This is a genomic window from Haloarcula mannanilytica (assembly GCF_005406125.1).
Lineage (GTDB): Archaea > Halobacteriota > Halobacteria > Halobacteriales > Haloarculaceae > Haloarcula > Haloarcula mannanilytica.
This window is the reverse complement of the sequence record NZ_BIXZ01000001.1, coordinates 1,187,096-1,208,306: the sequence shown is the minus strand read 5'-3', so window position 1 is coordinate 1,208,306 and position 21,211 is coordinate 1,187,096. Positions and strand designations below refer to the sequence as shown.

Sequence of the window (21,211 nt, the reverse complement as noted above, 5' to 3'; positions counted from 1 at the left end):
AAGGCTTATTCGCGCCCGTCTCACATCGTTCGGTCATGTTCGAGTTCGAGGTCCCGGAAGTCGATTACACCCAGTACTCGAACCGCCAGTTGGTGGCGGTTCCGCTGGTGGTGCTCGGCTTGGCGCTCGCGGTCATCTTCGGGTGGTGGGTTGTCACCGGAGCACCAGTCGACCGGGGCATCGACTTTACCGGTGGAACAGAGTTAACAATCGGAACAGACTCCGAGTATACGAACGAAGAGATCAACTCGTTGTTCGACGAACCAACCGTCTCCGTGCAGGGGATTAACACTGGGACGGATGCAGAGTACGAGAATCAGTATGTGGTCACGTTCGATAACTCTGTGAACACAGAGTCGGTTCGGACCACAGTCCAGTCTAACGAAGACTTGACACTCTTGGGAAGCGGAAACACATCACCGTTGTTTGGCGCACAGAACCAACGCCTTGCGGTCATCGGTGTCGGTGTGGCCTTCCTTGGGATGAGTCTCCTCGCTTTTGCCTTCTTTCGGACGTTTGTTCCGAGTATCGCCATCGTCGTGTCGGCCTTCTCTGACATTATGATCCCCATTGCGATAATGAACCTTCTGGGAATCAAGCTTTCACTGGGTATCGTCGCTGCGTTGCTCATGCTGATCGGGTACTCCGTTGACTCAGATATCTTGCTGAACAATCACGTCCTTCGGCGCTCGGGTGGGTTCTATGAATCTACTCATCGGGCAATGCAGACCGGTGTGACGATGACCGTTACTTCCATCGCTGCGATGGCAGTGATGGCGGTTTCGGCCACATTATTTGGTATTGACCTGATGGCGGATATTGGGCTGATCTTGGTTCTTGGACTCACTGCAGACCTGATGAACACCTATATGCTCAACGTGACGCTGCTTCGATGGTATAAATATGAGGGGGTCAAGCGATGAGTCAGCTCAGAGAGAACTGGCGGGTCGTTATGCTCGTTACCTTACTGATTCTCAGTGCCGTTGCGCTGTTTGTTCCTGGTGTCCCGCCTGGGACAACGGGTTCTGAGGGAGCGGCAACCGACCGGTCGACGAATCTCAATTACGGCATTCAGCTTAGCGGTGGAACCCGCCTCAGAGCGCCGATTGTCGGCATTACAGCGGAGGGCATCAATGTCACAGAGGCAGATCGTGTGCAATTAGAGAGCACATTAGCTGAAGAGCTTGACATCGATAGTATCGATGTCCGGGTCCGGCCACGGGGTCCTGACCGCCAGATGGGCGCCGTCGAGGTTGTCACGGAAAACGTTACACAGTCGGAACTGCGCACTGCACTGGGGAACAACGGATATCAGCCGGAGACGGTGCGCGATGGTGTGACCGCGGAGACACGCCAAGAAATGGTCAGGAGTATCGACGAGAAGCTACGGACATCGGCACTCAGCGGCGCATCGGTCCAGATTGTCAACGTTCCCGGTGGGGAGAACTTCGTCAGCATCACCGCTCCCGACCGGGACCGTGAGGAACTGGTCGATATCCTGAACGAGCGAGGTGTGGTCAAAATATATGCCGTGTATCCGGGTGGAGAGGGCGGGAGCTACGTCCGCGAAGAGGTCCTCCAGCGGGATCAGATGGATGATATCTCGGCCAGTACACAGTCAGAACAGGGTAACAACTGGGCGGTCTTCATTACAGTCCGTCCCGAAGCCGCCGATGAGTTCTCACAGCGGATGGTTGATGCCGGATTCGGTGACGGGGCAAACTGTGGTAATTATAACCACTCTGACATCCAGCAAACAGAGGGTGACGGGTGCTTGGTCCACACACTGAACGGGGAAGTCGTCACCGCTCGCGGTGTTCGAGCAGACCTCGGAGAGAGCTTCGCAAACGGTGAGTTCTCTAACGATCCGGTGTATATCGTCCCGACTAACGGCTCTGAACAGGCCAACGAGATCGCGCTGAACCTTGAGGCCGGGCAGCTTCCTGCACCGCTTGACCTCTCTCAGGACTCTGGTGCCTCTCTTGATCCAGCGCTGGCCGAACGATTCAAGCAGAACTCCCTGGTAACGGGGTTGATCGCAGTTCTAATGGTCAGTCTCGTTGTGTATGCCCGGTACAAACGGGCGGAAGTCGTCATCCCGATGATCGTCACCGCGCTGTCGGAGGTGTTCATCCTGCTGGGATTCGTCGCTTTCGTCCAGTATCCGCTGAACCTCTCGCACCTGGCCGGGTTCATCGCGGTCATCGGAACGGGGGTGGACGACCTCATCATCATCGCCGACGAGATCCTTCAGGAGGGGAAAGTCGAGACCGGACGCGTGTTCCAGAGTCGCTTCCGCAAGGCGTTCTGGGTCATCGGCGCGGCCGCGGCGACGACGATCATGGCCATGAGTCCGCTGATGGTCCTGCCACTCGGTGACCTCTCCGGGTTTGCCATCATCACCATCGTGGGCGTCCTTATCGGCGTGCTCGTGACGCGGCCGGCCTACGGTGACATCCTCCGGAGCCTCGTACTGGACGAGGACTGAGCGGCTCCCGCTTTCTGCCCGTTTATAGTACTGAATTGCTTCGATACCCCAATGTCGCCGTTGAGCTGTCCCCGTTCAAAACTCTCCCAGCGACGCCTGTTGTGCCGCCGCCAGCACGTCGTCGCACGTCGACCACGACCGGCGAGCACATGCCGGAAGCTTCCCATGGCGGTCGACGTAGTCCGCGAGAAACGTTCGCGTCGTCGGATCGCTGGGATACCCCGATCCCACGTCCCCGTACTCCGCAGCCAGTTCCGAGACGTGTGCGTCGCGGGCAACCTTCGCGATGATCGAGGCCGCACCGACCAGCGGGTCCGTCTCGTCGGCCCCGTGTTCAGCCGTTATCGTCACGTCGGCATCGACCGCATCCGCGACCCGGCGACCGAACCGCGCCGCGTCGGTGTCGCCGGCGTCGACCATACCCGACAGGCCGTCTCGGGCCACTGCCGACAGTGCCTTGGCCTGCCCGTCGACGGTCAGCGTGTTCATATCCGTCCCGTCGGCGTCGATACGTTCGACCGGAATCTCGGCGACACCGACCGCATCGGCCGACTCGCGGATGTCGGCGGCCAGTCGCTCGCGTCGCTCCGGCCTGATGTCTTTCGAGTCGCCAACACCATCGGGTAAGGCCGCCGGATCGGCCCGGACAGCGGCGGCGAACATCGATCCCAGGACCGGTCCTTTTCCCGCTTCATCGACGCCGAATCGCATGGCTGTCCCCTGGATGGCACCGCAAAAACAGCTTCCGGTTGGACGGCGGCCCGGCGCGCTACTCTTTGAGGAACTCGTCTTTCGCGAACGGTTCGTCCTCGCCCTGCACGTCGATAACGTCGAGGGCTGTCACCACAGCGTCGGTCTCAAGCAGGCCGGCCAGGCTCGGCTCCGTGCGGCCCTCGTCGCTGGAGACGAGTTCCTTCACGTACAGGCCGCCTTCGCCGTGGATTCGGAGTTCGGCGTGGCGGTCATCGGTCAGTTCCCCGTCGGCGTCGTACACCGTCCGCGTCCGGGTGATGTCGGCCCGTCGGTGGGTGACCCGCTGGGGAGTCTCCTGCTCGATGGTCGCTTCGTCTAGTTCCGCCAGCGCGTCCTGCAGGGCGTCAGCGTCGACTGGGTCCCCGAATTCAACGTCCATGCGGTAGGTCTTGGAGGCGTCCAGTTCCTTGACGCGCTCGACCATCTCGTGGGTCGCCAGGTGGAGGTCCGTCACCTCGACTTTCCCGTCGGCGAAGGCGTTGATGTCGGCTTCGACCGTGTCGGTGTCAACGTCGCGCTTGCGGGGTTCCATCACCTCGATGACGAACGGACGGCCCGAATCGAGCATCCGGGCGTCTACGTCCTCGCGGCCCGCGCCGTGGAACACCGCTTCCTCGCCGTCCATCGCTTCCCGTACGACTGGTGCGGACAACTGCTCGACGCTCTCGTCGTAGCGGTAGCCGCTGCCGCCACAGCCCTCGCAGGGTTCGCCCTGCCACAGGCCGGTCCCGTTGCAGTCGTTGCAGGGCCACTTCGTCTGGGGGATGTCGCGTTCGAGCTTGCGGTAGCGGCCGTAGACGAACGCGGAGTTGACGTGTGTCTCTACTTCGTCCGTGGCGAGGTCGAGGGTGAACTGAATCGCCGGCCGGCCGAACTCCACCTCTGCGCCGGTCAAGTCGCCGATTCGCTTCCCGACCTCGCGGTTCAGCTCCGTCTTCAGCGCCTCGCCGGCGTCGGGCGCTAAGCCCACGTCCTCCCGGAGCAGTTCGTCGTTCTCTTCGAGCAGCGGCGGCACTTTCGTCCCGACCTGGTAGGTGTCGAAGTCGTAGCCGCGGACCGCGGTCGCGGCCTGTTCGGCCCACCAGTCGAAGCGGTCGCACTCGCTCTCACAGACCCAACAGTCCTCGCTCTCCTCGAAGGGGTCGTCGTCTTCAAGCGCGAGCGTCACCCGCAGGGCGTGGCCTCGCTCGGCGTTGGCCAGCCCGAAACTCCGGTCGGCGAAGAGCCGACCGAGACAGGAATCACACAGCGGCCCGGTCGCAAGCGCCGCGCGGGCGTCCTCAAGTATGCTCATTGCCTGAGCCGACGCGTCGCCCCCGTAACTGCGTTTCGACCTCTCGGTCGCGCGGACCTGCGGACCTTGCCTGTCTTCACTCTCCGGTTACACCGCTATCGGTCGCCCCGTTCGACGGTGACTGGCCGAACAGTTCACCCGGAATTTCCTCGGCCGAGATAGAGACGGACCGCTGTGGGAACGGGATTTCGATCTCTTCGGTCTGGAAGCGCTTGTAGATCGCGCTGTTGAGTTCGTGTGTCGCGCGGGCTGTCAGGGCCGGATTGCCGACCCAGCACAGCAGTTCGAAGTTCAGCGCCGAGTCGCCGAACTCACGGAAGCGGACCCGCGGGCTCGGGCGGTCCTGGACGAGGTCTTCGGCCTCGGCCAGTTCCAGCAGGACCGCCTCGACCTGGTCGATATCCGTCCCGTAGGCGACGCCGACCGGGACGCGGATTCGGCGCTTGCGTCTCGGCGTCGACTCGTTGACGATGGCTGCGTTGTTTAGCTTCGAGTTCGGGACGGTGACGAGGATGTCATCGCGGGTGCGGATGACCGTCGAGCGCACGGAGATGTCCTCGACGCGGCCGCGTTCCCCGGTCTCCAGCACGACGAAATCGCCGACCGCGTATGTGCCGTCGAGATACAGCGACAGCGAGCCGAAGAAGTTCGCTAGCGTGTCCCGGGCTGCCAGCCCGACGATGATGCCCATAATCCCCGCGGAGGCCAGCAGCGGCGTCACGTCGATGTCCCAGAGTATCAGCAGGAGCAGGATGCCGCCGCCGGAGATGAGCGCGCTCCAGACGTTCTGGAGGATAGGGACCATCTGGCGGTCGATGTACGCTGAATCCGTTGCGACGGCGGACGCCCGGCGACCGATGCGCAGCAGCGTCACCATCCAGACGACGACCACGAGCGAGAGCGTCCCGGCTTCCAGCGAGACCGCGACCGCCGGCCGGATGTCGTATATCTGTGCGCCGGCGTACGCGCCGCCGAGACCGACCGAGACGTACACGGCGGTGTGAATCCCGCGAAAGACGATATCGTCGATGTCGCCCTCGATGTGTGGTGTGACCCGTCTGAGCAGTCGGTCGCCGAGGATACGGATAACCAGCGCGAGCGCGATCCCGCTGCCGACGAGCACGAGGAATCCTTGCCAGGCCGGCAGCCCCGATAGCAGGTCGACCATCCCGCTTCCCAGTTGCATACCCCGGATTGGATACCGGCGATATATATACTGCCGCGTCGACGGCTCGAACCGAACGGCCTTTGTCCCGTGGCGTCCGCTCCGTGGATATGAACCCGATTCTCGTCGCTATTCTGCTGGGCCTGCTGCAAGGGGTGCTGGAGTGGATTCCGGTCTCCAGCGAGGGCGGCGTCGCACTCGCCTCAACGGTGGTCACAGGCGTTTCGCCCGCTGCTGCGACCCGCCTCGCGCTGTTTCTCCACGCCGGGACCGCTGTCGCGGCGACGGCGTACTACCGCGCTGAGGTCCGGACGATTCTGCAGTCGATTCGGCAACTCTCCCGTCGTCCCTTCGCCGACGAGACGGCTGACCTCTCATTTATCGTCATCGCGACGGCGGCGACCGCCGTCACCGGCCTCCCCGCATATATGGCGCTCGACGCGGCTGTCTCAAATCTCGAGGGTGGGCTCTTTCTGGCGCTGGTCGGTGGCCTGCTCGTCATCACCGGCCTGCTCCAGCGCTTCGCTGCGGCGCTGTCGCTGGGCGAGCGCGAGATTCCGGACTGGATCGACGCCGTGCTGGTGGGTGTGTTGCAGGGACTGGCTATCCTCCCCGGGGTCTCCCGGTCCGGGACGACCGTGAGCGCGCTGTTGCTTCGGGGCCACGAGGGCGAGTCGTCGCTTCGGCTCTCGTTTCTGCTGTCGATCCCGGCCGCGCTCGCCGCGAACGCGCTGGTCCTCGTTGACGACGGCGTGCCGGCAATCGACCCGCTGCCGGCCGTCGTCGCACTCGTCGTAAGCGCCGTCGTCGGCTATCTCACTGTCGACGCGCTGGTCCGTCTCGTGCGACAGGTCCCGTTCTGGGCGGTCTGTACGGTGTTTGGCGGGCTGGGTGTCGTCGGTGGATTGCTCGTCGCGCTGTGAGCGCCGTGCTGGAACTTATTTATCCTTCGGCGTCAAATCTGTCATACCAGCGGCTATGAGTGGTGACGAACGCAAGCTAGTCGACACGTCGGGGGACTTCCAGTACGTCGTCCGCGACGGCGACCCCGTGGCCGACCCGAAATGGCAGTCCTGTCGGCTCATCGTCACCAACAAGCGGCTCATTCTGGCGACCAACGGCTCGAAACAGCCGATTCCCCATTCTAACATCTCGCTACCCTCTGATCCGGACGACCTCGTTCCGGACGGTGGGACCGGCGGTGCGACCGCACTGGAGGTGGGCAACAACGTCCTCCTTGTCGACACGCCGAACATGGACGACTTTGAGACGGAGTACGTCCGTGCGACCCTCCAGGGCGAGGTCATCCTCGCGCGACAGCAGGCGGTCGTCGGCGGCGTCGTCCAGGAGGACGCCGAGTGGAGCAAGGCACGGTTTCAACTGGATGACGATGTTATCCGCCTCCAGTTCCCCGGCGGCACGAGCATGTCCTTCGAGATTGAGGATGTCGGGACTATCGAAACCGGCACCAGTACCGTGATGGGCCAGGAGCGGGAGGTCATCGAGGTTGAACACACCGACGACGAAGACCGAAGCGTCGAAACCCACATCTCGGGGATGGACCACCACACGCGGGCGCTGAAGACGCTGTTTACCCGCGTTATCGAGAACCGCGAAGACGATTACGAGCTTTCGGAGATGGAGAGCCAAGTGTTGATGGCGCTGTACTCCGGTGTTTCACCGTTTGAGATGTCCGATTTCGTCGGAACGACCCCCGACGAAGTCGAGGAGATATATCAGAAACTGCTTGAAATCGGTGCGGTTGATGAGGTGCGTGTCCGCACCGAGGTTGCGCTGAACGCGCAGGGGCGGAATATGGCGAGTGAAGCGATGAGTGAGAAGTAGCGAGAGCCTGAGCGAAGCGAAGGGTCTCGATACACGAGCGGCGCTCCGCGCCTCTAACGAACAGCGAAGCCGTGAGTAGCGAGGGGCGCGAACGTAGTGAGCGGCTCTCGGATAGGAACGAGGAACGTAGTGACTCGTGAGCAGCGTGGCGCTACGCGGTGCTGAATCAACTTCGCTTCGCTCCGAAAAAACAATCGGGGACCGATTGTGGCCCGCGAGCGTCGAACGGCACATTCAGTGTGGCCCACGGTTTCCCCACCGGTCTGTGCAACATGGTCCGGGTAGCCCGGACGGACTCGTGGGCCGCTTTCGCTTCACTATCGGTCACTCACGCAGGTAGTCGACGTCCTCGGCCTCCGTCACCGACAGCTCATCGGGAAGCTCGGACTCCGGAATCGGCGTCAGCGTGAGGACCTCACCCGTCTCAGTCTGGACCCACTCCTGTCCCGTTTCCTGACTCCAGTCGTGAGGTTCCCAGAGCCCCGATTCGAAGCGCATCCAGATGTCGAGACCACTGTAGTACTCTCCCGTCGAACTTTCGTATATCATTGCTGGCTCTACAGCGTCCGCTGCCGTCGAACAAGTCAATGGATCTACATTGTCTTATTACTACCGGTGGGGCAGAAATTCGCCGGGCTTGCAAACAGCGGCAAGCCTGTATTGCACGGGTACGGTGGCATTCTGCGACTGTATGTGTGTGGTTCACAGGGGATACCGTACCCCGGCTGTGAGTCAGAATTCTCTGGGAAAGCCGAGCCCGGCCTATTGCTGGTCCATCGCTATCTCCAGCGACCAGAAGAAGCCGTAGTACGCGACGACGCCGCTGGCCAGCGTCAAGTAATAGACCCACTGGGGGGCCGCAAGCAGGTCGAAGATGACGCTCACGGCGGTCACCCAGGCGATGGCGAACACGAGGTCGACGAACATGCCTCGCTTGTGATCGCGCACGTGGTCGCGGATGGTGTCGACGACGCTCATCGTCGGCCCCGGACCGTCCGTGATCGTTGTGGCCGGTTCAATCGCATGGTCGTGTCACTCCTCAATGTCCGTCTCACCGTGGATGTCGACGACGAGCACCGGCAGCCGGGTCCGTCGCAGTACTTTCTCCGTGACGCTGCCGAGGATAACGCGCTTGAGGCCCGAGCGACCGTGAGAGCCCATTACGACGAGGTCGATGTCGTTGTCCTCGACAAATTTCCGGATCGCGCGGGCCGGCTCACCGGCGGTAATGTGCTCTTTTACTTCGACGCCGTGTTCGGCGGCACGGTCGCGGACGTAGCCGGTGGCTTCGTCGGCGTCTTCCTTGATGTCGGTCATCTCCTCCAGGTTTCCCTGGCGGATGCGGTCGACTTGCTCTGTCCCCAGCGAGTAGCTAGTGGCATCGACATCGACGACGTACAGCGCGTGGACCGTCGCGCCGTACTTTGAGGCGATGTCGACCGCCTGGTCGACCGCGTTCTCCGCGGTTTCGCTGCCGTCGGTCGGAACGAGGATGTTGTCGTACATGGGTTTAGTCGTCTGCAGGGGTGCCGCCGCTGGTGCTGTCGCCGACAACGTCTGCGGCAGTCTCCTGTTGCCCCATCGGCTCGGGGCTGTGACACTGTCGAACCATCTTTTTGGTCTCCAGTGGCGGTTCGGGTGTCGCTAGCGAGACGGCGATGGTGACGATGAACACGACCGGCGTCCCGACCAGCGCAGCGCCGATCGGCGGGACGTACTGGGCGTATATCGGGACGAGCGCACCGCTTTCTCCAGTGGCTGCTCCGAGCGCGCCGATGTAGTTCGGCAGGACGCTGTTGATAATCGAGGTGATCCAGATGAGCAGCCCGAGCACCATCCCGGCCAGCGCTCCCTGGCGGTTGGTGTTCTCCCACCAGAGACCGAGGAAGAACATCGGGAACAGCACGACGCCGGCCAGCGAGAACGCGTAGGCGACCAGTTCGCCGATGAGCGCTGGTGGGTTGAACGCGGTCACCGTCACCAGTGCGCCCATCCCAATGATGGTCGCACGGCCGATGAGCACCTGCTGGCGCTGGGTCGCGTCGGGGTTGATCAGTTCCGTGTAGATGTCGTGTGCGACCGCGGAGGAGGCCGTAATGAACAGCCCGGCAGTCGTTGCGATGGCGGCGGCCATCGCACCGGCCGCAACGAGGCCGACGAACCACGTCGGGAGGTTGGCGAACTGTGCGGCGAGGACGACGATCACGTCACCCTCAGCGCCGGACATGCCGCCTTCCGCGGCGTAGGCGCTCGCGCCGGTCGTTGCTTCGAAGAGGTCGACGCCGAAGGCTGCCATCGCGGGCGACGCCCAGTACAGCAGGAGGATGAAAAACAGCCCCCAGACGCAGGACCAGCGGGCGACGCGCTCGCTTCTGACTGTGTAGAACCGCACGAGGACGTGCGGGAGACCGCAGGTCCCGACGATGAGCGAGAACGCCGTCGCGATCCAGAGGTAGAACGGCTGGTTCACGAACGGCGCGGAGAACTCGCGGCCGAGGTCGGCGATCAACGCGCCGTACTCGATCTGTGGGAGTACCGTCGAGTACCCCTGCGAGAAGCCGACGACGTAGACGCCCGCGAGGAACGCGACGATGAGGATCGTGTACTGGACGGCCATGTTCTTGGTCGCGCCCAGCATGCCCGAGAGCGCGAGGTAGCCGACGGTGATGGTCATCATCACGATAATCATCGGAATGATTTCGAGGCCGAAGACGTACTGGCCGACCAGCCCCATGCCGCGGGCCTGGCCGACGGAGTAGACGTACGCGATGAGCAGCGTCGTGAACGCGGCCAGCGCGCGGGCGGTCGGCGAATTGAACCGGTCGCCGACGAAGTCCGGCGCGGTGTACTTCCCGAAGCGGCGCATCTGCGCGGCCAGGAAGATGAGCAGGATGAAGTAGCCGGTCGTCCAGCCGACGATGAACGCCAGGCCGTAAAAGCCCGAGAGCGCGACCAGGCCGGCCAGCCCCAGGTACGAGGCGGCGGACATCCAGTTCGCACCGATGGCCATTCCGTTCTCGATGTTGCCGATGCCGCGGCCGGCGACCCACATCCCCTCGGTGTCGGCCACCTTGAACACGTAGCCGATGACGAGGAACGAGGCCATCATCAGGAAGACGATGATCGCCGGGACGAGTTTGAACGAGATATCGAGCGCCTCGGCCTGTAGCGGGACCGTCACTGCTCGACACCTCCGTCAGCGGCCGTCGCTTCGCTGGTCTCTGGGGCCGTGCTCTCGACGGAATCGGGGTCGATACCGTACTTCTGGTCGAGCGCGTCTCGGTAGCGCGTGTAGACGACCGCCAGGATGAGCGCACCCGTTGGCGCGCCAAGCGAGACGAGGAAGTAGTGCAGCGGGAAGCCGAATAAGGGCGTCTGTACGGTCATCATCTCCGGTGCAATAGCGGTCATCGTCACCGGCCCGAACACGACTAGTGCCCAGAGCACGAAACTGCTCCAGATGATCTTCAGGTGGTCGCGCATGAACGGTGTGCTCGGCCGTAACAGGTTCACCTCCCTGTCGAGGTAATCGATGTCTTCGTGGGCGGCGGCTTCCGTGCCACCGTCTGGTTGGATATTTGACTTATCTCGATCCGCGGGCGTGTCTCTTGACATGGGTTTGAAAGCTTGAAAATTCGTGGTGCTGTTCGCTGCTACGGCTCAGTCACCCTGGACTTTGGTCGCGATATCACTGACAACGTCAGGGTTTCGCAGGGTGCTCGTATCACCCAGTTCCTCGCCGTTGGCGATGTCTTCCAGCAGGCGGCGCATGATCTTCCCGGAGCGGGTCTTCGGGAGTTCGGGTGTGAAGATAACCGCCTCCGGTCGGGCGATTGGCCCGATGGCGTCCTCGACACCGTCGATGATCGCGCTGCGGAGTTCCTCGGTCTCGTCGTAGCCGTCCTCGGTGATGACGTATGCGTACACCGCCTCGCCCTTGATGTCGTGGTCGCCACCGACGACGGCGGCTTCGGCGACGCCCTCGACGCCGACGATAGCGCTCTCGATTTCCATCGTCCCGAGTCGATGGCCGGAGACGTTGATCACGTCGTCGACCCGGCCGAGGACGGTGATGTAGCCGTCCTCGTCGATCTTCGCCCCGTCCTCGGGGAAGTACACCCAGTCGTCGGGATCGTCGCTGTCGGTGTCGGAGTACTCGGCCCAGTACTCGTCGATGAACCGCTCGTCGTTCTTGTACAGCGTCCGGAGCATGCCGGGCCACGGCTTGTTGACCGTCAGGTAGCCCGCGCGGCCGGGCTCGACTTCATCGCCCTCGGTGTCGACGATGCGTACGTCGAGTCCGGGCAGCGGTGGGCCGGCGGACCCCGGTTTCATGTCCTTGATGCCCGGTAGCGTCGTTATCATCATCCCGCCGGTCTCAGTCTGCCACCAGGTGTCGACGACGGGACACTCCTCGCCCCCGATGTGCTTGTAGTACCACTTCCAGGCGCGGGGATTGATCGGTTCACCGACCGTCCCCAGCAGCCGCAGGCTGGAGAGGTCGTGCTGCTCGGGGTACTGCTTGCCCCACTTCATGAACGCGCGGATGGCCGTCGGCGCGGTGTACAGCTGGGTCGCCTCGTAGTCCTCGACGATTTCCCAGAGGCGGTCCTTGTCGGGGTAGTCCGGCGTCCCCTCGTACATCATCGTCGTGGTGCCGAGCGCGAGCGGGCCGTAGACGATGTAGGAGTGGCCGGTGATCCAGCCGATGTCGGCCGAGCAGAAGTACGTGTCCTCGGGTTTGATGTCCAGTACTGCCTGGGAGGTCCAGGCTGCCCAGGCGAGGTAGCCGCCGGTAGAGTGTTTGACGCCTTTCGGCTTGCCGGTGGTCCCCGAGGTGTACATCAGGAACAGCATGTCCTCGGCGTCGCGGTCGACCGGCTCGACCTCTGCGCCCTCGTTGTCGGCGATGACATCGTCGAAGGCGACCTGATTGTCGGCGTAGTCGTGGTCGAAGCCGTCGCCGTCCATCAGCCGCTCGGCGACGATGGTCCGCTCGACCTCGTGGTCGACGCCGCTCAGGCCCTCGTTGGCCTTGTCGAGGTGGTCGAGCGGGTCGCCGCGCCGGTAGTAGCCGTCACAGGTGACCAGATACTCCGAGTCAGCGGAGTTCATTCGCGTCGCGAGCGCGTCCGCGGAGAAGCCGGCGAACACGACGGAGTGGGGCGCACCGATGCGGGCACAGGCCAGCATGGCGATGGGCAACTGCGGAATCATCGGCATGTACATCGTCACGACATCGCCTTCGCCGACGCCCATCTCCCGCAGGCCGGCCGCGAACTCGTTGACCTTCTGATGGAGTTCTTCGTAGGTGTAGGTGACGTTGTCCTCGTCTACCGGCTCACCTACCCACTCGATAGCGGCTTCGTCGCCGCGCTCCTCCAGGTGCCGGTCAAGGCAGTTCGCCGACGCGTTCAGCGTGCCGTCGGTGAACCACTCGTAGAACGGCGGGTTCGAATCGTCGAGGACCTGGTCGTAGTCCTCCTCCCAGTCGAGGAGGTCGGCGGCTCCTTCCCAACACTCCGGCCAGTTCTCCTCGAACTCCTCGTAGATCCCCTCGTCGGTGACGTTCGCCTGCTCGGCGAACGACGCCGAGGGCTCGAAGACCTCCTGCTCTTCGAGCCGCGCTTCGAGTTGAACATCTTCATCTGACATAGTCTATCATCGATATTTCACAGCGGCCATATAAACGGGGGGTCTAACTACGATAACACGAAACACGGGTCAGTTTCCGGCCGGCCGCCGTGGCTCTGTCGGTCTGTCGTCGAAAAACGCGGTCAGCACCTTCTGCTGGGCCTTCCGGAGGTGGTTGTGCAGCGTCGGTGATGACACGTCAAGCGAGTCCGCTAGCTCCTCGGCGGTCGATCCGCGGGGCCACTCGAAGTAGCCGCTGTGGTAGGCCGCCCGGAGAACGGTCTCTTGCCGATCTGAGAGGCGGTCGCTCAAGCGGTCGCGGAACCCGGCATCCGTCTCGGCCGCTCGTTCTGTTTGCCGCTTCGCTGCCAACGATGTTTCCGGATAGGCGTCGGTGACGGCGTCGACCGTCGGTCTGATGTCGGCCTCACCGGGGAGTTCGACGGCGATTGTCGCTACGCCGTCGGCGGCCGTCACCGAGCGGATGCGACCGCCGCGCTCGACCAGTTGGAGCGCCGGCGTGTCGGTGACGACGACTTCCAGTAACACACCATCACTGTGCTCTTCGAGGAGTCTGGCGTCGGTCACGCCCTCGTCGGTGTCCGCATAGGACAGTATCGCGTCGGCCGAAGCCCCCTTGACCATCAGGTAGTACAGCAGTGACTGACCTGCCACAGGTACGACGCCGGTCAGCTCGACCGTACACTGCAACGCCGCGGAGATGCCGGCAGTGAATGTCCGCTTATCCGCACAGTGTAACTCGATCTCGGTCACCGTATCGGCAAGTAAGAGGCGCTTGCGCTCGGCGGCAATCTGTGCGTGACCCACCTGGACACCGAGCGCAGAGAGGACGGTGCGTTCCGCATCGGTGAGCCCCTCGCTCGTCCCGACCCCGATTATCCCGGACACGGCGTTTTCCCTCACAAGCGGGACCAGTGCGACCGGTCCGGTGCTGTCGTCGACGACGCGGACCTCGCCCACGTCGAGCGGCGCGGTGACTGACTCGATGTGGGTATCAATCTGCTCCTTGACAGCCGTCTCGCCGATCGCTGCCGTCGCACGCGGTGTCAGTCCGTCGCCGGTACGCTCCGCGAGCCAGGCGAACTCGAAGCCCGCCGTCTCTGTCAGGTGGTCACAGAGGGTCGCCGCGATCGCCTCACCGGTCGCGGCGGCCGCAAGCCCCTCGCTGACTGCCCCAATCCAGTCGACGTTTCGCTGGGGCGCGCCTTGGGTTGTCCGCCCGCCGGAGCCCTCAACCGCTGCAACGATAGTTCCCCGGTCCGGTTCGTCAAGCAGCGGGTCGAGCCGGTCGAGGCGGTCCCAGCCGCCGAGCGCGCAGACGATGTCCGGCGGGACGCCGTTGTCCAGCAGGCTCGCCGCGAACCGCCACCGGAGGTCACGCGAGGAAATTCCCTGCAGGTGTGGTGCGGTGTCTGTGGCGCGGTCGGCGACCTCGCTGACGAGCATCTGGAGCCGCCGCGGGGAGACGGCAAACAGCGGTTCGTCGTCGGCTTTCCCGGCCGCATTCGTGTACTTCCGCATGTCGTGTTCGACCGATTCCGGGAGGTACGCCTCGCGCACGACTTCGCCGTCGTCCCGAACGGAAAGCAGGAGATGCCCCTCGAACTCGGTGATATCGGCCAACCGCACTGCCGTCATCTCCGCCGGGCGGAGTCCGACCTCCGCGCCGAGCCGGAGCACGAGATCGGCCCGGTGTGTCTCGGCCGCGCGGCGGAGCTGTTCGTACCCCCGATCACCGATGCGGTCCGCTGCCTCGTCCATCTTGTTTCGGAAATTTAGGAAATACCGAAATAAGTATTCCGGTTAAATCGGGGTCACAGAATAGAGGCTGACGATAAAACAGTCCCTAAGGATGGTATTGCAGCGAACTTATTTCGGAAGTATAGAAAAATTCGAAAAAGTCTACTCGCGGCTCGTCGTCGACTGGATCTCGCCGAGAATTTCGGGGTTGCGCAGCGCGCTGGTGTCGCCCAGGTCCTCGTCGTTCGCCACCGCCGTCAGCAGACGGCGCATAACTTTGCCAGACCGCGTCTTCGGGAGGTCGGGCGTGAACACGATCTCCTTGGGGCGGGCGATGCCGCCGATGGCATCGACGACGGCTTCTTCGATTGCGTCCCGGAGTTCGCTTTCGCCGTAGCCGTCTTCCGGGGACGCGAAAGTATACACTGCTGTGCCGGTCCGCTCGTCGTTGGCACCGACGACGGCGGCTTCGGCGACGCCATCGACCCCGGAGACTGTCGACTCCAGTTCCTTGGTGCTGAACCGCCGACCGGCGACGTTGATCGCGTCGTCGATCCGCCCGAGGAAGGTGATGTAGCCGTCCTCGTCGGCCGAGACGCTGTCTTCGGGGTAGTACCGCCATTCCTCGGCACTGTCAGGGACGCTGCCCCAGTCCGTTCCGTCGAGCAGCGCGTGCGGCATCCCCGGCCAGGGACGGGTCACGACGAGTTCGCCGGCCGTGTTCGCTTCGACCGCCGTCCCCGACCGGTCCACGACGGACGCTTCGATCCCCGGTAGCGGCGTTCCCGCGGCCCCGGGTTTCATCTCGTCGACGCCGGGCAGCGTCGAGACGAGGATCGCGCCGGTTTCGGTCTGCCACCAGGTGTCGACGACCGGGCACTCGCCGCCGCCGATGTGTTCGCGGTACCACTCCCAGGCGCGGGCGTCCATCGGCTCGCCGACCGTGCCAAGCAGGCGCAAACTGGAGAGGTCGTGCTGCTGGGGGTACTGTTTGCCCCACTTCATAAACGCCCGAACGGCCGTTGGCGCGGTGTAGAACACGTCGACAGCGTATTTTTCGATGAGTTCCCACAGCCGGTCTTTCTCGGGGTGGTCCGCCGTGCCGTTGTACAGCACCGTCGTGGTGCCGAGCGCGAGCGGGCCGTAGACGATGTAGGAGTGGCCGGTGATCCAGCCGATGTCGGCCGAACACCAGTAGGTGTCTTCGGGCTTGATGTCCAGCACCGACCGGGCGGTCCAGGCGACGTGTGCGAGATACCCGCCGGTCGTGTGGGTGACCGCCTTGGGTTGGCCGGTCGTTCCCGACGTGTAGATGCGAAAGAGCGGATCGTCAGCCGCACGTGGGGCCGGCTCGATTTCGGCCCCTTTGTGGGCGGCCAACAGGTCGTGATAGTCGTCGTAGTCGTCGCCTAAATGCACGTCACGGCCCAGTCGGTCGAGTACCACGACAGACACATCGTGGTCGACGGCGATGCGCGCGTTATCGGCCTTGTTCTTTTGTGCAACGGCGCTGCCCCGTCGGTAGTAGCCATCGCAGGTGATGAGATACGCCGACTCGGCCCGCTCCATCCGCGTCGCCAGCGCGTCCGCGGAGAACCCGGCGAAGACGACGTTGTGTTGCACGCCCAGCCGCGCACAGGCCAGCATGGCGACCGGGAGTTCGGGTACCATCGGCAGGTACAGCGTCACCACGTCGTCCGGCCCGACGCCGCGTTCGCGCAGCGCCGCGGCGAAGGCGTTGACCTCCCGGTACAGTTCGAGGTACGTGTAGGTCCGGGACTCGCCGAGGTGTCCCTCCCAGACCAGCGCCAATTGGTTCTTCCGCTCGGGGAGATGCCGGTCGATACAGTTGTAGGCGGCGTTTAACCGACCACCGGGGAACCACTCGAAGGGCGGGCCGTCCGTTCCCCGGAATACTGTTTCGAAGGGCGTCTCCCAGTCGAGCAACTCGGCGGCGTCGCGCCAGCAATCGGGCCACTCCCGTTCGAAGCGGTCGTAGACAGTCGGGTCCGATACGTTCGCCTGTTCGACGAACCAGTCTGGCGGTTCGACCGTCTCTCGCTCCGTGTAGGGCTGGTCCCGACCCGGTCCGTCACCCCGTGCCATCAATTGACAATACATCGGCGCACTCAAAAATATCCTCTCTAATTATGTATGATTCTGTCCGGGATGGATCGGCCACGATACCGATGGCCGTTCTCACTTTCGACACTGGCGACGGAACTTATATTGAGTTCTGTGGCCAACAGGTATACGAGAGGCCGGTACGGGGCATGAGCGACACCGAAAAGAAGATCGCCGATACGAAAGGACAGTACCTACAGGCGGTCTCACAGGGCCAGCGCCTCACCGACGCCGAGTGGCGAAACTGTCGTATCGTTCTCACCACTGAACGGGTCGCTCTACTGGGTGACGACAAGCGACAGATTTCACTGACTGATATCGACCGCATCGCCGACCGGTTCGACGTGAACCAACAGAGCGCCGGCGTCTCGGACTACGTCGCGCTCTACATCGGCGAGGACGTTGTCCTGGTATCGGCGTCGGACCACGAGACGTTCGAGATCGATTTCTACCGAGCGAGTCTTGACGGCGCGATAGTGCTGGTCCAGCACCCTGCACTGAAAGGCGGTGTCGTCCAGTCCGCTGAGTGGACGAAAGGACGGCTGAAAGTGACCGATGAGGCGCTGAAACTCGCAATGGCCGACGGACAGGCCGTCGTCGTTGAGCGAGCCGACATCGGCGACCTCGCCGTCGAGGAGAAGCAAGTCTCTGGCGAGGAACGGACGGTCATTCAGGTCGAACACAGCGAGGACGACATCAGCGTCGAAACCCACCTCGCGGGCGAGGAGTTCCACGCCACTGTCCTTCAGACGATGCTCGAAGACAGCGCCGAACAGAACCGCGCTGATCTAGACCTGAGTTCGACCGAAAAGCGGGTCATCATGGCGTTACACTCCGGCGTGTCGCCCTTCGACATCCCGAACTTCGTCGGTATCGATGTCGAAAAGACTGAGGAGATCTTCGACCGGCTCATCGAACTCGACGTGATCAGCGTCCTCCGGGAGCGGACCGAAGTGAACCTGACGACGAAGGGCCGTCGGGTCGCTGGCGAGCGGATGGGCGAGCAGTGAGGCTGACCCGGCAAGTCTCTCTGCGGATCGGTCACTTCGATTGTCCCGTCCTGTTTGGTTTCATCATCACAATCTAGATGTGGTCGTGAGTAGAGACCGTCCAATCTCATTAAGGCCGCCATATTGAAACCCCTCCTCCACCTCCTACAGGTATGCACATCGACACGGCTGTGGTCCTCGCCGCTGGGGAAGGCACTCGCCTGCGGCCGTTAACTCGCAATCGGCCAAAACCAATGCTGCCGGCTGCGAACCGCCCGATTCTCGAACACGTCTTCGACGCGCTGGTCGAAGCCGGCATCGAGAAACTGGTCGTCGTCGTCGGCTACAAGCGTGACCGGGTCCAGGGCCACTTCGGTCCGACGTATCGTGGCGTCCCGATCTCCTACGTGAACCAGACGAAACAACTGGGCAGCGGGCACGCGCTCCTCCAGGCCCGAAGCGCTGTCGACGGCCCGCTTTTGGTGATGAACGGTGATCGGCTCGTCGACGCGGCGACTATCGAGGCGGTAGACCGCTCCTACGCGGAGTCCGGTCATACGAGCATCGCCGTTCTCGAACGGCAGGACACCAGCCGCTACGGCGCGGTCGAGGTGCAGGACGGCGACATCGTCGACATCGTCGAGAAGCCCCAACACGACGATTTCAGGCTCATCAACGGCGGCGTCTACGCCTTCAACGGTGATATCTTCGAGACTATCGACGAGACGACGCGCCACGCCGGGGAGTTGGCGCTGACTGATACTATCGGACTCCTGTTGGAGTCCGACCGCGTTCGCGCCGTCGAGGTCGACGGGATGTGGGTCGACGCGACCTATCCGTGGGATCTGCTGACCGTCGCCCGCGAGGTGCTGGCCCGGGGTCGGGTCGTCGAATCGGCCCGGGACGAACAGGTCTGGGTCGACAGCTCCGCGCGCGTCCACGACCAGGCCGTCCTCCAGTCCCCGGTCGTCATCGGCCCGGACTGTGAAGTCGGGCCGGACGCCGTCATCGGCCCGGACGTGGCGCTCGGGCGCAACGTCACTGTCGGGGCTAACAGCGTCGTCCAACACTCCGTGCTTGACGCGGACACGCGAGTCGACCCGAGTTCGACCCTCGTCGACACCGTTACGGGTCAGGACGCGAACCTCGGCGTCAACACGGTCGTCCCCGGCGGCCCGGCTGACGTACAGGTCGGGACAGCGGTGTTCGAGAACCAGCGGCTCGGGGCCGTTATCGCAGACCGTGCCACGGCGTTGGGTGACGTGAGCTTCGTCCCTGGATCGCTCGTTGGTCCGAACGCTCGACTCGCGACCGGCGTGACGGTCGATGGCACCGTCCGCGAAGGCGCGGAGGTGGTCCGCTGATGTGCGGTATCATCGGTTGTGTTGGCCGCGGCGACGAGACCCTCGACACGCTCGTTCATGGCCTCTCGAAACTGGAGTACCGCGGGTACGACTCCGCCGGCGTCGCGCTGGCCAACAGCCATATCGACATGTGCAAACACTCCGGCAAAATCGCGGACCTGCGTGCAGCCCTCTCTGACCGGACGCTCTCGGGTTCGGTCGGCATCGGTCACACCCGCTGGAGTACGCATGGCCCGCCGACCGACGAGAACGCCCACCCACACCAGGACTGCACCGGCGACGTTGCGGTTGTCCACAACGGCATCATCGAGAACTACCAGGCCCTGCGAGACGAACTCGTCGGGGCCGGCCACACCTTCACCTCCGACACCGACACGGAGGTCGTACCCCACCTCATCGAGGACGCACTGCAGGGCGGAGCCGACCCCGAAGACGCCGTCCGCGAGGCGATCAGCCGCCTCGAAGGCAGCTACGCCGTCGCCGTCGTCATCGCCGGCTGTGACTCGGTGTTTGCCGCCCGGAACGACTCGCCGCTCGTGCTAGGTATCGGTGAGGATGCGACCTACCTGGCGAGTGACGTGCCCGCCTTCAGAGATTTCACCGACAAAGTCGTCTATCTCGCCGACGGCGAGTTCGCCCGTCTTAACGGAGACGGTTGGACCGTAACCGATACCGACGGCACGGTCATCGAGAAGGATATCGACACCGTTCAGTGGGACCCCGAGGAGACCGGCAAGAGCGGCTACGAGCACTTCATGCTCAAGGAGATCCACGAGCAACCGCGCGCGCTCCGGCAGTGTTTGCGGGGCCGCGTCGACGAACTCGCTGGCTCGGTCAACATCGGCGACCTCGGTGATCTCTCCCCGACGGGCGTCCAGTTCGTCGCCTGCGGGACCTCGTATCACGCCGCCTTGCATGGCGCACAACTGTTCCGCGAAGCGGGTATCCCCGCCCAGGCGTTCCTCGCCAGCGAATACGCGACCGCGACGCCGCCAATCGGTGACGCACTCGTCGTCGGGGTGACCCAGAGTGGTGAGACCGCTGACACGCTCTCGGCGCTTCGAGCGGCCCGTCGCCGTGGCGCGCGAACGCTCGCTGTGACCAACGTCGTCGGCTCCACTGCGGCCCGCGAGTGCGACCACGCGCTGTACATCCGTGCCGGACCGGAGATCGGCGTCGCTGCCACGAAGACGTTCGCCTCACAGCTAACCGCACTGAACCTGCTCGCGCTCGGGATATCCACGACCGGCGATGCCCGGCAGGTAATCAGCGCGCTCCGTGACCTCCCGGGTCACGTCCAGGAAATCTTGGACGAATCTGCTGCCCAAGAGGTCGCTGAACTGTATCAGAACGCCAGCGCCTACTTCTTCATCGGCCGCGGCTACCAGCAGCCCGTGGCCCTCGAAGGCGCACTGAAGATGAAAGAGATCACTTACAAGCACGCCGAGGGCTTCGCTGCGGGTGAGTTGAAACACGGCCCACTGGCGCTGGTAACCGAGAACACGCCCGTGTTCGCTATCGTGACCGGCGACGACGAGCGCGCCCGCAAGACCATCGGGAACGTCAAAGAGGTCGAGGCGCGAGATGCGCCGGTGGTGGCTATTACCGATGGACAGAGTGATGTCGAGCGTTACGCCGACCATGTTCTGGAGATTCCGGAAACGCATCCACGGGCCGCCGCCGTGCTGGCGAACACGCATTTACAGTTAGTGTCGTATCACACGGCCGCGTTGCTGGGCCGGAACATCGACAAGCCGCGCAACCTGGCGAAAAGTGTGACGGTGGAGTGAACAC

Annotated in this window: 18 protein-coding genes; 7 read left to right on the top strand and 11 right to left on the bottom strand. The window is 63.4% G+C overall.

The genetic code is table 11. The features are described 5' to 3' along the window. Positions 1-35: 35 nt before the first annotated feature. Together secF and Harman_RS06150 are read left to right on the top strand one after the other, a co-directional pair. Positions 36-923 (top strand): protein translocase subunit SecF, encoded by an 888-nt coding sequence (gene secF, locus Harman_RS06155; RefSeq protein ID WP_137682914.1) that lies wholly within the window; start codon positions 36-38, stop codon positions 921-923. Further along, a complete protein-coding gene (locus tag Harman_RS06150) occupies positions 920-2,488 on the top strand; it encodes a preprotein translocase subunit SecD (RefSeq protein ID WP_137682913.1) in 1,569 nt (522 codons plus the stop codon). The genes secF and Harman_RS06150 overlap by 4 nt, the downstream gene beginning before the upstream one ends. Positions 2,489-2,563: 75 nt before the next feature. On the opposite strand, the gene rnhB is transcribed toward Harman_RS06150, so the two are convergent. The 3 genes from rnhB to Harman_RS06135 form a co-directional block, all read right to left on the bottom strand. Further along, positions 2,564-3,199: a ribonuclease HII gene (rnhB, locus tag Harman_RS06145; protein ID WP_137682912.1), complete on the bottom strand. Its 636-nt coding sequence runs from the start codon at positions 3,197-3,199 to the stop codon at positions 2,564-2,566. 58 nt (positions 3,200-3,257) lie between these two features. Beyond that, positions 3,258-4,535: a tRNA pseudouridine(54/55) synthase Pus10 gene (locus Harman_RS06140; protein WP_137682911.1), complete on the bottom strand. Its 1,278-nt coding sequence runs from the start codon at positions 4,533-4,535 to the stop codon at positions 3,258-3,260. Between the two features lie 76 nt (positions 4,536-4,611). Then, on the bottom strand, positions 4,612-5,721 hold the full coding sequence (locus Harman_RS06135) for a mechanosensitive ion channel family protein (protein WP_137682910.1): 1,110 nt from the start codon (positions 5,719-5,721) through the stop codon (positions 4,612-4,614). An 89-nt stretch (positions 5,722-5,810) separates the two neighbouring features. Between Harman_RS06135 and Harman_RS06130 the strand changes: the two genes are divergently transcribed. Together Harman_RS06130 and Harman_RS06125 are read left to right on the top strand one after the other, a co-directional pair. Beyond that, positions 5,811-6,623 (top strand): undecaprenyl-diphosphate phosphatase, encoded by an 813-nt coding sequence (locus tag Harman_RS06130; protein ID WP_137682909.1) that lies wholly within the window; start codon positions 5,811-5,813, stop codon positions 6,621-6,623. 55 nt (positions 6,624-6,678) lie between these two features. Then, positions 6,679-7,545, top strand: a complete 867-nt coding sequence (locus tag Harman_RS06125; RefSeq protein WP_137682908.1) for a CheF family chemotaxis protein — start codon at positions 6,679-6,681, stop codon at positions 7,543-7,545. Between the two features lie 324 nt (positions 7,546-7,869). Here the strand turns inward: Harman_RS06125 and Harman_RS06120 are convergent, their stop codons facing one another. The 8 genes from Harman_RS06120 to acs (Harman_RS06085) form a co-directional block, all read right to left on the bottom strand. Then, positions 7,870-8,094, bottom strand: coding sequence for a hypothetical protein (locus tag Harman_RS06120; RefSeq protein WP_137682907.1), 225 nt, complete (start codon positions 8,092-8,094; stop codon positions 7,870-7,872). A gap of 213 nt (positions 8,095-8,307) precedes the next feature. Next, positions 8,308-8,523: a hypothetical protein gene (locus Harman_RS06115; RefSeq protein ID WP_137682906.1), complete on the bottom strand. Its 216-nt coding sequence runs from the start codon at positions 8,521-8,523 to the stop codon at positions 8,308-8,310. A gap of 54 nt (positions 8,524-8,577) precedes the next feature. Beyond that, on the bottom strand, positions 8,578-9,051 hold the full coding sequence (locus Harman_RS06110) for a universal stress protein (protein WP_137682905.1): 474 nt from the start codon (positions 9,049-9,051) through the stop codon (positions 8,578-8,580). Positions 9,052-9,055: 4 nt separating this feature from the next. Then, the gene (locus Harman_RS06105) at positions 9,056-10,726 is read right to left on the bottom strand and encodes a sodium:solute symporter family transporter (RefSeq protein ID WP_137682904.1); all 1,671 of its coding nucleotides are present in this window, start codon (positions 10,724-10,726) and stop codon (positions 9,056-9,058) included. Continuing rightward, positions 10,723-11,160, bottom strand: a complete 438-nt coding sequence (locus tag Harman_RS06100) for a DUF4212 domain-containing protein (RefSeq protein ID WP_137682903.1) — start codon at positions 11,158-11,160, stop codon at positions 10,723-10,725. The genes Harman_RS06105 and Harman_RS06100 overlap by 4 nt, the downstream gene beginning before the upstream one ends. A gap of 45 nt (positions 11,161-11,205) precedes the next feature. Then, positions 11,206-13,200, bottom strand: coding sequence for an acetate--CoA ligase (acs, locus tag Harman_RS06095; protein WP_137682902.1), 1,995 nt, complete (start codon positions 13,198-13,200; stop codon positions 11,206-11,208). A gap of 69 nt (positions 13,201-13,269) precedes the next feature. Further along, complete coding sequence (locus Harman_RS06090) at positions 13,270-14,961, bottom strand: bacterio-opsin activator domain-containing protein (RefSeq protein ID WP_137682901.1); 1,692 nt, start codon at positions 14,959-14,961, stop codon at positions 13,270-13,272. A 141-nt stretch (positions 14,962-15,102) separates the two neighbouring features. Then, positions 15,103-17,046: an acetate--CoA ligase gene (acs, locus tag Harman_RS06085; RefSeq protein WP_137682900.1), complete on the bottom strand. Its 1,944-nt coding sequence runs from the start codon at positions 17,044-17,046 to the stop codon at positions 15,103-15,105. A gap of 167 nt (positions 17,047-17,213) precedes the next feature. On the opposite strand from acs (Harman_RS06085), the gene Harman_RS06080 reads away from it, so the two are divergent. The 3 genes from Harman_RS06080 to glmS all read left to right on the top strand — a co-directional run bounded on the left by Harman_RS06080 (position 17,214) and on the right by glmS (position 21,207). Beyond that, the gene (locus Harman_RS06080; RefSeq protein WP_137682899.1) at positions 17,214-18,074 is read left to right on the top strand and encodes a CheF family chemotaxis protein; all 861 of its coding nucleotides are present in this window, start codon (positions 17,214-17,216) and stop codon (positions 18,072-18,074) included. A 152-nt stretch (positions 18,075-18,226) separates the two neighbouring features. Further along, entirely contained in the window at positions 18,227-19,417 is a 1,191-nt protein-coding gene (glmU, locus tag Harman_RS06075) for a bifunctional sugar-1-phosphate nucleotidylyltransferase/acetyltransferase (RefSeq protein ID WP_137682898.1), read from the top strand. Further along, positions 19,417-21,207, top strand: a complete 1,791-nt coding sequence (glmS, locus tag Harman_RS06070; RefSeq protein WP_137682897.1) for a glutamine--fructose-6-phosphate transaminase (isomerizing) — start codon at positions 19,417-19,419, stop codon at positions 21,205-21,207. The genes glmU and glmS overlap by 1 nt, the downstream gene beginning before the upstream one ends. Positions 21,208-21,211: the final 4 nt, after the last annotated feature.